Source organism: Demequina sp. NBRC 110054, assembly GCF_002090115.1.
Lineage (GTDB): Bacteria > Actinomycetota > Actinomycetes > Actinomycetales > Demequinaceae > Demequina.
In genome coordinates this window covers 1,532,297-1,545,313 of the sequence record NZ_BBRK01000004.1, presented here as the reverse complement: position 1 = coordinate 1,545,313, position 13,017 = coordinate 1,532,297, and the positions used below count along the sequence as shown (strand labels likewise).

The 13,017-nt window shown below is 70.7% G+C and carries 13 protein-coding genes; 7 read left to right on the top strand and 6 right to left on the bottom strand.

Features of this window, described 5'->3' with window-relative positions; genetic code table 11:
- Nucleotides 1-47: 47 nt before the first annotated feature.
- The 4 genes from B7K23_RS07065 to mfd all read right to left on the bottom strand — a co-directional run bounded on the left by B7K23_RS07065 (nucleotide 48) and on the right by mfd (nucleotide 5,283).
- Nucleotides 48-491: a hypothetical protein gene (locus tag B7K23_RS07065; protein WP_084125642.1), complete on the bottom strand. Its 444-nt coding sequence runs from the start codon at nucleotides 489-491 to the stop codon at nucleotides 48-50.
- Complete coding sequence (locus B7K23_RS07060; RefSeq protein ID WP_084125641.1) at nucleotides 488-901, bottom strand: type II toxin-antitoxin system prevent-host-death family antitoxin; 414 nt, start codon at nucleotides 899-901, stop codon at nucleotides 488-490. The genes B7K23_RS07065 and B7K23_RS07060 overlap by 4 nt, the downstream gene beginning before the upstream one ends.
- An 86-nt stretch (nucleotides 902-987) precedes the next feature.
- The gene (locus tag B7K23_RS07055; protein ID WP_084125640.1) at nucleotides 988-1,536 is read right to left on the bottom strand and encodes a hypothetical protein; all 549 of its coding nucleotides are present in this window, start codon (nucleotides 1,534-1,536) and stop codon (nucleotides 988-990) included.
- A gap of 150 nt (nucleotides 1,537-1,686) precedes the next feature.
- Nucleotides 1,687-5,283 carry a transcription-repair coupling factor gene (gene mfd, locus B7K23_RS07050; protein ID WP_084125639.1) on the bottom strand — a complete coding sequence of 1,199 codons (3,597 nt, stop codon included), beginning with the start codon at nucleotides 5,281-5,283 and terminating at the stop codon, nucleotides 1,687-1,689.
- A 90-nt stretch (nucleotides 5,284-5,373) separates the two neighbouring features.
- Here mfd and B7K23_RS07045 point away from each other — a divergent pair, with 90 nt between their 5' ends.
- The 7 genes from B7K23_RS07045 (at nucleotide 5,374) to B7K23_RS07015 (ending at nucleotide 11,787) form a co-directional block, all read left to right on the top strand.
- Nucleotides 5,374-6,894 carry an adenosylhomocysteinase gene (locus B7K23_RS07045; RefSeq protein ID WP_084125638.1) on the top strand — a complete coding sequence of 507 codons (1,521 nt, stop codon included), beginning with the start codon at nucleotides 5,374-5,376 and terminating at the stop codon, nucleotides 6,892-6,894.
- Complete coding sequence (locus B7K23_RS07040; RefSeq protein WP_084125637.1) at nucleotides 6,891-8,210, top strand: amidohydrolase family protein; 1,320 nt, start codon at nucleotides 6,891-6,893, stop codon at nucleotides 8,208-8,210. Before B7K23_RS07045 ends, B7K23_RS07040 begins: the two co-directional genes overlap by 4 nt.
- Entirely contained in the window at nucleotides 8,207-8,638 is a 432-nt protein-coding gene (locus B7K23_RS07035; RefSeq protein WP_084125636.1) for a cupin domain-containing protein, read from the top strand. The genes B7K23_RS07040 and B7K23_RS07035 overlap by 4 nt, the downstream gene beginning before the upstream one ends.
- A gap of 68 nt (nucleotides 8,639-8,706) precedes the next feature.
- On the top strand, nucleotides 8,707-9,591 hold the full coding sequence (locus B7K23_RS07030; RefSeq protein WP_084125635.1) for an ABC transporter substrate-binding protein: 885 nt from the start codon (nucleotides 8,707-8,709) through the stop codon (nucleotides 9,589-9,591).
- Nucleotides 9,592-9,621: 30 nt separating this feature from the next.
- Nucleotides 9,622-10,491, top strand: coding sequence for an amino acid ABC transporter permease (locus tag B7K23_RS07025; protein WP_084125634.1), 870 nt, complete (start codon nucleotides 9,622-9,624; stop codon nucleotides 10,489-10,491).
- Nucleotides 10,488-11,258 carry an amino acid ABC transporter ATP-binding protein gene (locus B7K23_RS07020; protein WP_084125633.1) on the top strand — a complete coding sequence of 257 codons (771 nt, stop codon included), beginning with the start codon at nucleotides 10,488-10,490 and terminating at the stop codon, nucleotides 11,256-11,258. The genes B7K23_RS07025 and B7K23_RS07020 overlap by 4 nt, the downstream gene beginning before the upstream one ends.
- 40 nt (nucleotides 11,259-11,298) lie before the next feature.
- A complete protein-coding gene (locus tag B7K23_RS07015; RefSeq protein WP_143338134.1) occupies nucleotides 11,299-11,787 on the top strand; it encodes a hypothetical protein in 489 nt (162 codons plus the stop codon).
- A 6-nt stretch (nucleotides 11,788-11,793) separates the two neighbouring features.
- On the opposite strand, the gene mtnN is transcribed toward B7K23_RS07015, so the two are convergent.
- Nucleotides 11,794-12,507, bottom strand: a complete 714-nt coding sequence (gene mtnN, locus B7K23_RS07010; RefSeq protein ID WP_084125631.1) for a 5'-methylthioadenosine/S-adenosylhomocysteine nucleosidase — start codon at nucleotides 12,505-12,507, stop codon at nucleotides 11,794-11,796.
- Nucleotides 12,504-12,974 carry an S-ribosylhomocysteine lyase gene (locus B7K23_RS07005; RefSeq protein ID WP_084125630.1) on the bottom strand — a complete coding sequence of 157 codons (471 nt, stop codon included), beginning with the start codon at nucleotides 12,972-12,974 and terminating at the stop codon, nucleotides 12,504-12,506. Before B7K23_RS07005 ends, mtnN begins: the two co-directional genes overlap by 4 nt.
- Nucleotides 12,975-13,017 lie beyond the last annotated feature (43 nt).

Below are 13,017 nucleotides of genomic sequence, written 5' to 3'. Positions count from 1 at the left end.
ACGCTCGGAAGGTGCTCTGACAGGGCTCTTTGCGAACCAGGAGCCGCTCAGTGATTCTCGCCCGCGATCAACTCGGCGAGGCGCGATGCTGCGGCAGCGGCGTCCATCGCCTTCAACTCCGTCCGCGTGACTCCTCGTGCGGTGAGCTCGCGCACCAGATACAGCGGAAGAGCCTTGGACACGTCGCGCGTCGCGGGACCTCCCCGATCCGGTGTCACTCCGTCGAGCGCACACCGCCAGAACTCGTCGGACGAGACCTCGAGCTGCTCGCGCAGGATGTGCGACCACATCGAGCTCCGATAGGTCGTCGAGTCCACGGGCCGCGAGATGCGCGTGCGCAGCGTGCGCCCATCCCACAGCGGCAGCTCGTAGGTCCGTTGATGTCTCACCGGCTGTCCCGAGGCGACTCGCGCGAGCGTCCACTCCTCGGTGACGCAGAAGTCGTCGTGGTGCTCGCGCGTCGGGGCCGGAGGCGTGCGGCCGCGGCTCACGCTGTGAGCCAGCCGGCGAGCTGGCCGTCGTCGGAGAGCCTGACGAGGTTCACGAGACCCCAGCTCTGCTCGTGGTTGGACGCGGCGTGGAGGTGGTCGACCCAGTCCTCGGCGTACTCGCGCAACGCCAGGATCATTTCCGTGACCGCATCGTCCAGGGTCTCCCCCTCGGACACGAACGGCGAGCCCTCGAGGAGCAGGACGAAGCCGTCGTCCTCGACGAGCACCTGTGCGCGCGACGGAACCGATCGCGCGAGGAACGCGCGCAGCTGTTCGGCGCCGACCACCGCTGACGCCGGTCGCCCCCGACGTCCGATGGTCACAGCACCGCCCGCCGCAGCAGCGTCGAGCACGGCCGCGAGGGAGGCGCGCGCGTCGGCCATCGATGGGTAGTCGCTCGTCGCCGTCATGCTCGCCTCCGTCCGCTGTTCTCAGCACACACGCATCGCGACATGTACATGATGTACATAGAGGGTAGGTGTGGACGACGGGCGGGTCAATCGAGCCTGGGGACGACCGCTGATCGCGCCGCGTACCGCTCGCCGCGGATGACGGCGACCATGGCGCCCGCCTCGCCGAGCTCGGTTGCGAGCGCACGGGCATCGGCTTCAGCCATGCAGATCCCGGCGACGACGGGCCGGGTGGGCTCGTAGGCCGCCTCGACCGCGGCGGAGGGGTCGACTCCGCGGGCCGACAAACACGACAGCACATCGAGTCGGCGACCGGGAGCCGCGAGGAAGGCCACGCACCAGCCGTCGGTGTACCCGCCGTCGAGGGGAAGGGCGAGAACACCCGCGCGAGAGGGCTTGGTGGGCGCCTCGCCGCGCCAAACCTTGCGCGCTCGATCGATCGAGAATCCGATGAACCCGAGGAGAACCCAGGTAAGTGGGAGTTCGAGGAAGAGGAACCGCACGAACGAGTAGGAATCGAAGAGGCTCGCCTCCCAGGTCCACACCACGTAGGCACCGGCACAGGTGACGACGGGGATGACGATCCCGATCCAGAACTTGTCCCACCGAGACGCAGGTTCGCCGCGCTTCCCCATCCTCACCCCCGCGGCCGCACCCCACGGCCCTCGACACAGCGGAGCCGGCACGGCGCCGTCCGCTGCCCAGTAGCCGCCGTCGCCGGCACTCGCTCGTGGGCTGGAACCGTTCTACCAGTCGCGACGGCCCGCGTCACGCAAGCGGCAGGTTCACGCCTTCGCGGGCATGATCACCTCGACGAGCTCGCGCACCCAGTCGAGCACGGCAAGCCCCTCGACGGGCTTGCCACCGACTCGCGCGGTCATGGGCGTCGGCACGAGGATCTGCCGGACCGCGGGCTTGATCATCGTCCCGGGGTACAGGCGCGTGAGCCTCATCGACGCGGAGTCGGGCAGCTCGACCGGCGACAGGCGCACGAACTTGCCCTGGTTCACCACGTCGGTGATGCCATGCTCGCGCAGCATCAGGCGCAGCCTCGCGACCGCGATGAGGTTCTGCACGGGCTCGGGCACCGTGCCGTAGCGGTCGTCGAGCTCCTCCTGGATCTCGGCGAGGGTCTCCCCCGAAGCGGCATCCGCGATCTTGCGATACGCCTCCAGTCGCAGCCGCTCGTGCTCGATGTACTTGGTCGGGATGTGCGCGTCGATCGGGAGTTCGACCGTCATCGGCGCCTTCTCCTCGGCCTCTCCTCTGAAGCCGGCCACCGCCTCGCCGACCATGCGGATGTACAGGTCGAAGCCGACGCCCTCGATGTGACCAGACTGCTCGCCGCCGAGCAGGTTGCCCGCGCCGCGGATCTCAAGATCCTTGAGCGCGACCGCCATGCCCGAGCCCAGGTCCGTGTTCGCGGCGATGGTCTGAAGCCGGTCGTGCGCGGTCTCGGTGAGCGCCTTGCTCGGCGGGTACAGGAAGTACGCGTACGCCCTCTCGCGGGCGCGGCCCACGCGGCCACGCAGCTGGTGGAGCTGCGACAGGCCGAACGCGTCCGCCCTCTCCACGATCAGCGTGTTCGCGTTCGAGATATCCAGGCCGGTCTCGACGATCGTCGTGCACACGAGCACGTCGTACTTCTTGTCGTAGTAGTCGACGATCACCTGCTCGAGCTGCTTCTCGCTCATCTGGCCGTGCGCGACGGCCACACGGGCCTCGGGCACGAGCTCGCCCAGGTGGCGGGCCGCCGAGTTGATGGTCTTCACCGAGTTGTGGATGTAGAAGACCTGGCCGTCGCGCAGCAGCTCGCGGCGGATCGCGGCGGTGACCTGCGCGTCCTCGTGCGGGCCGACGTACGTGAGGATCGGGTGGCGCTCCTCAGGCGGGGTCGCGAGCGTCGACATCTCGCGGATGCCGGTGACCGCCATCTCGAGCGTGCGCGGGATCGGCGTCGCGGACATCGCGAGGACGTCCACGTTGGTGCGCATCGCCTTGAGCGTCTCCTTGTGCTCGACGCCGAAACGCTGCTCCTCGTCGATGATGAGCAGCCCCAGGTCCTTGAAGCGCACGCGACCGGTGATGATGCGGTGCGTGCCGATGACCATGTCGATGGTTCCGTCGCTCAGCCCCTCGAGGATCTCCTTGGCCTCCTTGTCGGTCTGGAAGCGCGACAGCGCTGCGACCTTCACGGGGAACTGCGCGAACCGCTCGGTGAACGTGTCGAGGTGCTGCTTCACGAGCAGGGTCGTGGGGCACAGCAGCGCGACCTGCGTGCCCTCCTGGATCGCCTTGAACGCCGCGCGCACCGCGACCTCGGTCTTGCCGAAGCCGACGTCGCCGCACACGAGGCGGTCCATGGGCACGGACCGCTCCATGTCGGCCTTGATCTCGTCGACCGTGGTGAGCTGGTCGGGCGTCTCGACGAACGGGAACGACTCCTCGAGCTCGCGCTGCCACGGGGTGTCCTGCCCGAACTCGCGGCCGCTCGTCGCCATGCGCGCGCTGTAGAGCCTGATGAGCTCGGCGGCGATCTCCTTGACCGCCTTGCGCGCCTTGCCCTTGGTCTTCTGCCAGTCGGCGCCACCCATCTTGTTCACGGACGGCGTCTCGCCGCCCACGTACTTGGTGACCTGGTCGAGCTGGTCGGTCGGCACGGAGAGCCGGTCCCCCGGCCCGCCCTTCTTGGAGGGCGCGTACTCGATCACGAGGTACTCGCGCTCGACGCCGCGGACGTTGCGCTTGGACAGCTCGACGAAGCGGCCGACGCCGTGCGCGTCGTGGACCACGAAGTCGCCCTTGCGCAGCTGGAGCGGGTCCACCTGGGCGCGGCGCCGGCTCGCGACCTTCACCTTGGGTCCGGCGGCGGAGACGGCGCGGCCGGTGAGGTCGCTCTCGTGAAGGAGGACGATGCGCCCCTCGGCGTACTCGAATCCTCGGCCCGTGATGTTGGGGACGACGGCGACGATGCCGGACGGCGCATCGTCCAGGGAGGGCATGACGCGCGCGGGCACATCCGCCTCGCCGAGCTGCTCGGCGATGCGGTGCGCGGAGCCGGTCGAGGCCGCGGCGAGCACCACTGTCCAGCCGTCGGCGGTGCGGGTGCGCAGCCACGCGAGCCCCTCGCGCAGGCGCCCCCGGAACTCCTCCGCCGGAGTGAGCCCCGTCTCAAGGGCGCCATGCGCGCCGAACGTGCCCAGCGTGGTCCAGGCGATGCCGCGCGACTCGACGACCTCCTCGAGCTCCGCGAGCGAGAGGAACACCGCGTCGGCCTCGACAGGGGCCTCGGCGCCGGCGCTCGCCGACACCCACGCGGCGGCCAGGAACTCCTGCGCGGTGCGCTGCAGGTCCTCGGCGCGACGGGCGAGGCGCTCGGGCGAGACCGCGAGGACGCGAGTCTCGCGCGGCAGCACCTCGGAAAGCGGCTCGAGCCGATCGAGCAGCACGGGGATGAGCGACTCCATGCCCTCGACCGCGTGGCCGTCGGCGATGCGGGTGAGCATGTCGGCGGCGGCCGGATACTCGTCGACCGCTGCGGCAGCGCGGGCCTTCACGTCGGCCGTGAGCAGCAGCTCGCGGCACGGCGGCGCCCACAGCAGCGGCACGTCCTCCAAAGAACGCTGGTCGGCGACCGAGAAGGAGCGCAGCGAGTCGACCTCGTCGCCGAAGAACTCGATGCGCACGGGGTGCGGGTCGGTGGGCGCGAACACGTCGACGATGCCGCCGCGCACCGCGAACTCGCCGCGCCGCTCGACCATGTCGACGCGCGTGTACGCGGCGCCCGCGAGCGCCTCGACGAGCTCGGTGAGGTCGATCCTGTCCGCCGAGTGCACCCGCACGGGCACAAGGTCCGCGAGCCCGGGGACGAGCGGCTGGAGCACCGCGCGCAGCGGCGCCACGACGACAGCAAGTCGAGGCAGGCCCGTCTCGGACTCCGCCTCCTCGGGGTGCACGAGCCGGCGCAGCGCGGCAAGGCGGCGCGCGACGGTGTCGGAGCGGGGACTCAGCCGCTCGTGCGGGAGCGTCTCCCATGACGGGAAGACGGTCACGCGGCGCGCGTCGATGTACGCGCCGACCGCGGCCGCGAGCGCCTCGGCGTCCTGCTCGGTGGCCGTCAGCACGAGCACGGGGTGCGTGTCATCGGCCTCGACGGCCTTCGCGACGATCGCGGGGGCGGCGGAGGACGCGCCGAGCAGGTGGCCGCCCTCGGACAGGTCGACGGTCGGCAGCGACGCGAGCGCGGCCGCGAGCGGCGCGGTGGCGACGGACGACGCGGGGGCGACGGACGATGCAGACACGGACGATGCGGCGGCAGCAGACAACGGGGGTTCCTCCAGGCACGACGAAGCGCCGGAATTCCTTCCGGTGCACTCCCCCATCGTAGGCGCGCGGTCCGACAGGCGGGCCCCGGGACCTGTGGCCGCTCTCGACGGCGTCGGTCCCAGGCCGCCGTCCCTAGAATTGAGGCCATGCCACATCCCGTGCTTGAGGCCGAGCGCCTGCTGCGCCGCTTCGCCCGCGAGACCAACCTCCTCATCGCCGGACGCCCCATCCGCGTCAGCGCCGACGAGGAGGACACCCAGGCGGCGCTCGCCGTCGCCGGCATGGCCCGCGCCCTCGGCGCACGCCTCGTCGAGGACGATGCGACGGGCCCGGACGTGCTCGACATCGACGCGAGCGCGGACGATGGCGCGCTCGCCTTGGGCGGGAAGCCCCTGACCTCGCGGGGAGACGCGGGCGGGCGACTCGACTTCGCCCGCGCGCACATGCCCGTGTCTGCGACGCTCGCAGCCGAGCTCAAGGCGGCCGGCACCGTGAGCGGCCTGTGCATCGGCGTCTCGATGACCCTCGAGCCCAAGACCGCGAACCTCGCACTCATGCTGCGCGACGCGGGCGCCGACGTGGCCGTCTACGCGCACCCCGACGAGACCGACCTCGAGGTCGCGCAGGCGCTCAGGGACCGCGGTGTGCCGGTCGATGCCGACGCGACCCTCTCGGGCGACGCCGAGCGCGAGGCCGCCCTCGCGTGGCTGCGCCGCGGCTTCGACGTCGTGGTCGACGACGGCTCTCACGTGGTCCGCCTCGCGCACGAGGCCGCCCCGGAGCTGGTCGAGGGCTGGATCGGCGTGACCGAGGAGACCACCTCGGGCCTTACCCCGCTGCGCCGCATGGCCGCGCAGGGCGCGCTCAAGACCCCCGTCGTCGCGGTGAACGACGCGGCCACCAAGACCGGCTTCGACAACCGCTACGGCACGGGCCAGTCGTGCGTGTTCGCGATCGCGGACCTGCTCGAGCAGGTCGACATGACCGTCCGCGACCTCCCCGTGCTCGTGATCGGCTACGGCCCCGTCGGCGTCGGCGTCGCCGCGCATCTCAACGCTCTCGGCGCGGAGGTGCGCGTCTCGGAGATCGACCCGGTCCGCGCGCTGCTCGCCGTCCACGACGGCTTCGACGTCGGCCCGTCGGAGGAGCTCGCCCAGGGCGCGCTCGTCGTCTCGTGCACGGGCGCCCCCGCGACCGTCACGCCCGAGATCCTCGCCGCCGCGACCGTGGTCGCGGTCGCAGGAGGCGTGCCCGGCGAGGTGATGCTCGACGGCGCTCACCTCGAGCCGCTCATCGTGGCCGGCGCGGTCGCGCGCGCCCTCGACGTCGCGGAGCCCGCCCACACCCTGGTCCTGGACCGCGGCGGCTGCATCAACGTCACCGCCGCCGAGGGCAACCCGATCGAGATCATGGACCTGTCGTTCGCGACCCAGCTCGCCGCGGTCGCGGAGCTGGTGCGCACCCGCCCCGGCGTGGGAGTCCACGCGCTGTCCGACGCCGCGGTCGCCACGGTCGGCAAGGCGGCCGCCGAGGCCCGCGGCCTCGAACTCACCCCGGCGACCGACGCATCGTATGGGGCCGAGACCGACTGGCGCTCGCCCCGCTACGCCGCCGCCCGGCCCGCCACCCCATCGTCCGCGAGCAAGACCCCCAAGGAGACTGCATGACCGCGTTCCCGGTCACCCTGTACTCGGCGGCCCTCGTGCTGCCCGTGACCGCACCTCCCATCCTGGACGGCGCGATCGCCGTGCGCGGGGAGCGCATCCTGCACGTCGGCTCGCGCACGTGGGTCGAGCAGTCGCTCGAGGAGCGCGGCCTGCCCTTCACGCACGTCCGCTGGGACGGCGTGCTCACGCCGGGCCTCGTCAACGCGCACACGCACCTCCAGTACACGGGCATGTCCGAGGTCGGTCGAGGCCAGTACAAGGGCTTCGAGGACTGGGCCAAGGCCTTCAACCCCGTGTACGACGAGCCGCACGACTGGGCAGCCGACGCCAAGCTCGGCGCGGAGCAGATGATCGGCGCGGGCGTCACGGCGGCCGCCGACATCGTGACCGACCCCGAGGCGGCGAGGGCCCTGCACGACGCGGGTCTCGCGGGCATCACGTATTGGGAGGTCATCGACTGGACCAACGACGAGTGGCGCACCCAGGGCCGCGCCGAGGTCGAGGCCGCGCTCGACTCGCTCCCCACGCGCCCCGGCACCGGCCTGTCGCCGCACGCGCCGTACTCGCTCGAGATCATGCCGCTGCTCGAGATCCCCGACATCGTGCGCGAGCGCGGCAGCCGCATCCACATCCACCTGGGCGAGTCGGGCATCGAGCGCGAGTTCGACCACGACCGCAACGAGCCGTGGCAGAACCTCGAGCTCGGCAGCCTGCTCGAGCTGCGCCAAGCGGGCTTCGGCACGTCGGCCACCGAGTACGTGGACCACCTCGGCGTGCTCGGCCCCGACTGCCACATCGCGCACGGCGTCTACATGAGCGAGTCCGACCGCGCGATCCTGCGCGCCCGCGGCACGACCGTCGCACTGTGCCCGCGCTCGAACGAGGTGATCGGCCTCGACGCCCCGCCCGTCGCCGCATACCTGCGCGAGGGCAGCCCGATCGCTGTCGGCACGGACTCGCTGTCGTCGTCCCCGTCGCTCGACCCGATGGCCGATGTCGCCTCGCTCTTCCGCATCGCAAGGAACCAGGGCTACTCGCACGACGACCTCGCCGAGCGGCTGCTGCGCGCCGCGACCCTGGGCGGCGCGCACGCGATGGGCATCGACGAGGGCGTGGGCCGCACCGGGTATCTCGCGGTCGGCACCAACGCCGACCTCGCCTTCTTCGACGTGCCCGTCACCGACGTCACCGAGACGCTCACCACGCTCGCCGAGTCGGGCGAGGGCAGGGCCGCCGCGACCGTCACCGCGGGACGCGTGCGCTACGCGACCGCCGCCTTCACCGCGACCACCGGAGTCCAGGAGGACCACAGATGATCCCCGCGACCGCATCGTCCCTGAACCTCGAGCCGCACCCCGAGGGCGGCTGGTTCCGGCGCTACTACACGTCGCCGATCCCCGTCTCGACGGACGGCGGCGACCGCCCGGCCGTGACGATGATCCACTACCTCCTCGCGCCAGGCGAGCACAGCGCGTGGCACGTGGTCACGTCCGACGAGGTGTGGCTATGGCACGGGCCCGGCGCGCTCGAGCTGTCGCTCGGCGGCTCGGGCGGGGAGCCCGGCTCGGTCACGACCGTCCGACTTGGCCCCGACGCGGTGGGCGGCGACGTCCAGCAGTGCCTCGTCCCCGCGGGGGTCTGGCAGTCGGCACGGCTCCTGGACGATGCGGAGGCGCTGGTCTCGTGCGTTGTCTCACCAGGTTTCGATTTTGCCGATTGGAGGCTCGCCGAGTCCTCCGAGTAGGATTCCCACACCCGCGAGCGATCGATGGCGATCTCGCTCGGAACCCCTTTCTGTCCCAGGAGAGATCTATGTTCACTGCACCGACCCTGCGCCGCGCCTCCGTCGCGCTGCTCGCCGTCTCGACGCTCGCGCTCGCGGGCTGCTCGAGCTCGACCGACGCCGAGACCTCCGAGTCGGCCTCCGCCGACTCGAGCGCCACCGCGACCACCGAGGCCGCCGTCGAGCTCGACACCGTCACCGAGGGCAAGCTCACCATCGCGACTGGCGAGCCCGCCTACGAGCCGTGGGTCGTCGGCGACGAGCCCGAGTCCGGTGAGGGCTTCGAGGCCGCCGTGGCCTACGCCGTCGCCGAGGAGCTCGGCTACGACGCCGAGGACGTCGTCTGGGTCCGCACCGGCTTCGACGAGGCGATCGCGCCCGGCGCCAAGGACTGGGACTTCAATCTCCAGCAGTTCTCCATCACCGAGGAGCGTAAGGAGGCCGTGGACTTCTCCTCGGCGTACTACACCGCCACCCAGGCGGTCGTCTCGGTCGAGGGCAACGACTACGCCGACGCCGCCAGCGCCGCCGACCTCGAGGGCGCGCTCGTCGGCGTCGCCGTCGGCACCACGTCCTACGACATCGCCGTCGAGGCGCTCGGCGAGGACAACGTCCAGGTCTTCAACAACCAGGCCGACGTGAACGCCGCGCTCACCGCCGGCCAGATCGACGCCTACGTCACCGACCTTCCGTCCGCCCTGTACCAGGCCGCGGTCGAGCTCGATGGCGGCGTGGTCGTCGGCCAGTTCGCGGACGCGACCGGCGGCGACGAGTTCGGCCTGGTCCTGCCCAAGGACTCGGCGCTCACCGAGCCCGTCACCGAGGCCGTCGACACCCTCGCCGCGGAGGGCACCCTCGCCGACCTCGAGTCCGAGTGGCTGTCCGACGCGATCGACGTGCCGGTCCTCAACTAAGCACCGTCCTGAAACGAGGAACACTCTGAGATGACCACCGACGGAGCGGCCACGGCCGCCTGGCAGCCCAGCGAGCTCGAGCTCGAGCGACGCGAATTCCGGCGCCGGGCGTCCGGCCGCTCCGTCCTGGTCGCGCTCGTGTCGACGGTGCTCTTCGCCGTCGTCGCGGGCACCCTGGTCCTCACCTCCCCCGGCTGGGAGAGCGTGCAGCAGGCCTTCTTCAACCCCGAGATCGCGTGGGAGAGCCTCCCCAAGATCCTCGAGGGCCTGTGGCTCAACATCCAGGTCCTGTTCTTCGCGACGATCGGCGTCGCGATCATCGGCACGCTGCTCGCGGTGATGCGCTCGCTGCGCGGTCCGGTGTTCTTCCCGCTGCGCGCACTCGCCACCGGGTACACCGACCTGTTCCGCGGCCTGCCCGTGCTGATCGTGCTGTACCTGGTCGGCTTCGGCATCCCCGCGCTGAACCCCACCACCCGCTTCCCCGCCGCGCTGCTCGGCACCATCGGAATCGTGCTGTGCTACTCCGCCTACGTGGCCGAGGTGCTGCGCGCGGGCATGGAGGCCGTCCACCCGTCGCAGCGCGTCGCGGCCCGCTCGCTCGGCCTGTCGCACGCGCAGACGCTGCGCATGGTCGTCATCCCTCAGGGCCTGCGCAAGGTCATCCCCGCGCTCATGAACGACTTCGTGTCGATGCAGAAGGACGTCGGGCTGATCTCCGTGCTCGGCGCCGTCGACGCGATCCGCGCCGCCCAGATCGTCCAGGCGAGCACCTACAACTTCACGCCCTACGTCGTGGCCGGCCTGCTGTTCGTCGCGCTGAGCTTCCCGATGATCCGCCTCACCGACCGCATCTCGGCCCGAATGGCCGCGCGCGAGCAGATCGGAGGGACCGTATGAGCACCGTCGACCAAGGCGCCGTCCCCACCTCAAGCGCCGTCCTCGAGCTTCACGACGTCCACAAGCTGTTCGGCGACAACCACGTCCTCAAGGGCGTGGACCTGGGCATCGGCAAGCACGAGGTCGTCGTCCTCATCGGCGCCTCGGGCTCGGGCAAGTCGACCCTCATGCGCACGATCAACCTCATCGAGCGCGTGGACGACGGCCGCATCGTCCTGTCCGGAGACGACATCACCGACCCCGCGATCGACGTGGACAAGGTCCGCGCGCGCATCGGCGTCGTGTTCCAGCACTTCAACCTGTTCCCGCACATGAAGGTGATCGACAACGTCACCCTCGCGGCACGCAAGGTCCACGGCGTCGACGCCGAGACCGCGAAGGCGAAGGGCGTCGACCTGCTCACGCGCTTCGGCCTGGGCGACAAGGTGGACGAGTACCCCGACCGCCTCTCAGGCGGTCAGCAGCAGCGCGTCGCGATCGTCCGCGCGATCCTCACCGACCCCGAGCTGCTCCTGCTCGACGAGATCACGTCCGCGCTGGACCCGATGCTCGTAGGCGAGGTGCTCGACCTCGTGCGCTCGCTGAAGGAGCAGGGCTCCACCATCCTGATGGCGACGCACGAGATGTCGTTCGCGCGCTCGGTCGCCGACCGCGTCGTGTTCATGCACCAGGGCCGCATCCTGGAGCAGGGCCCGCCCGAGCAGATCTTCGGCTTCCCGAAGGAGCCGGCGACGCAGGAGTTCCTGGCGCGCGTCACGCACCGGTAGGGTCGGAGGCCGAGGGGATCGGGGGATCACCGTGGGCAGGGTGAGTGGAAAGGCCGGCGTGGTGGCCCTCGTGCTCGGGGCGCTCGCACTCTCCGCCTGCGCACCCACCCAGACGCATTCGATCGAGCTCGACGCTGCCCACGTGACGAGCATCGACATGTACTTCTACGAGGTGTCCGGAGCCGATGAGCCTGTCGTCACGCGCACGACGATCGACGACGCGGGTCTCATCGAGGAACTGGTCGACGCCTTCACTGACATGCCTGGAAGCGAGGCGCCAGATCCTGCGGCGGAGATCGACGGAGCCCGGGCGACTGGGCTGGAGTACATGCTCGATGACGGCTCGACAGTCGCGCTCACCCAGTACTTCCTCGACTTCCACGCCGTCGTGATCGCCTTTCCCGACGGCGAGGCATGGCACACCACCTGGGGAGTGCCGCTGAAGGACTACTACACCGAAGACCGCGAGGTGACCTCGGCCGAGGCGTCCGAGAGGCCGGGATCGCCGTTCGAAGGACTCGAAGGCTAGGTCCCGCTAGACCGTCGCGGGGTTGGCCACGGACTCCCGGGCCAGGAGATCCAGGACGGCCCGAGCGGACCTGGCCGCCGCATCGTCCAGGTGCTCGTCGAACTCGGCTCCCCCGTCGCCCTGGCACATGTCCGAGACGCATCGCAGGGACAGGAACGGCACGCCCGCCTGCGCGGCGGCCTGGCTCACTGCGGCGGTCTCCATGTCGGTCGCGATGACCTTGGGGAAGCGCTCGCGGATGAGGTCCACCGTCGCGGCGACCGCGAAGGCGTTGGCCGAGGCGAGGTAGCCCTTCTTCGCACCGAGCTTGACGGCGAGGTCCACGAGGTCGTCGTCAGACTCGTGGAAGGCCGCGTGCCCGGGGACCTGCCCGTACTCGTAGCCGATCGAGGTCGAGTCGGCCGACCAGTCGAGCGCGCAGCACGGCGCGACGAGGTCCCCCACGGTCACGTGCCCGGGGATGCCGCCGCACGTGCCCGCGGAGATGAGGGCCGTGGGCGTGATGCCGCCGATGACGCCGTACGCGACCATCGTCGCCGCGCGCGCCGCGGACACCATCCCGATTCCTGTGACGACGAGCAGGTAGGTGACGTCGCCCGACGTGACCACGTAGGCCTCGTCGGTCGAGGCGACCTGCTTCGCACCGTCCGAGAGGTCGAGGAAGCCCTGCGCCTCCTCGGGCATCGCCACGAGGACCGCGGGCATGTCGCCGGCGGTCACTGCATCACGTCCAGGAGGGAGTTCGCGTTCTCGAGGAACGCGTGGACCTCGTCCTTCATGTCGGCGAGCGAGTGGTTCGCGCCCCAGCCGCACTGGACCTCGTTCGCAGCCGGCACCTCATCGAGCTCGAGCATCGCCCGCATCGTCTTGAGCACGAGGCTCTTGACGTCCTCCGGCGTGTGCTCGCCGCTCATGATGAGGTAGAAGCCGGTCTGGCAGCCCATCGGGCTGAAGTCGATGACGTCCACGCTGAAGTCGCGCACGCACTCGGCGAACGAGTGCTCGATCGAGTGCACCGCGACCATCTCGAGGTGCTCCTTGTTCGGCTGGCAGAAGCGCACATCGAACTTGCTCAGCACGTCGCCGTGCGGGAGGACCTTGCGGTCCGCGAGCCGGATGTAGGGCGCGTCGACCTGCGTGTGGTCCAGATTGAACGACTCGACGTTCATCTTGCGTGCCTCGGTCATGCGGGTGCTCCTAAGCGCATCGGGGTATGCGGGAGAGACCTCA

Coding starts and splice junctions, on each gene's coding strand:
- B7K23_RS07060 (WP_084125641.1), bottom strand. CDS start 901: ATGACGGCGACGAGCGACTACCCATCGATGGCCGACGCGCGCGCCTCC.
- B7K23_RS07020 (WP_084125633.1), top strand. CDS start 10,488: ATGAGCACCGTCGACCAAGGCGCCGTCCCCACCTCAAGCGCCGTCCTC.
- B7K23_RS07045 (WP_084125638.1), top strand. CDS start 5,374: ATGCCACATCCCGTGCTTGAGGCCGAGCGCCTGCTGCGCCGCTTCGCC.
- B7K23_RS07005 (WP_084125630.1), bottom strand. CDS start 12,974: ATGACCGAGGCACGCAAGATGAACGTCGAGTCGTTCAATCTGGACCAC.
- mfd (WP_084125639.1), bottom strand. CDS start 5,283: ATGGGGGAGTGCACCGGAAGGAATTCCGGCGCTTCGTCGTGCCTGGAG.
- B7K23_RS07040 (WP_084125637.1), top strand. CDS start 6,891: ATGACCGCGTTCCCGGTCACCCTGTACTCGGCGGCCCTCGTGCTGCCC.
- B7K23_RS07025 (WP_084125634.1), top strand. CDS start 9,622: ATGACCACCGACGGAGCGGCCACGGCCGCCTGGCAGCCCAGCGAGCTC.
- B7K23_RS07055 (WP_084125640.1), bottom strand. CDS start 1,536: ATGGGGAAGCGCGGCGAACCTGCGTCTCGGTGGGACAAGTTCTGGATC.
- B7K23_RS07035 (WP_084125636.1), top strand. CDS start 8,207: ATGATCCCCGCGACCGCATCGTCCCTGAACCTCGAGCCGCACCCCGAG.
- B7K23_RS07030 (WP_084125635.1), top strand. CDS start 8,707: ATGTTCACTGCACCGACCCTGCGCCGCGCCTCCGTCGCGCTGCTCGCC.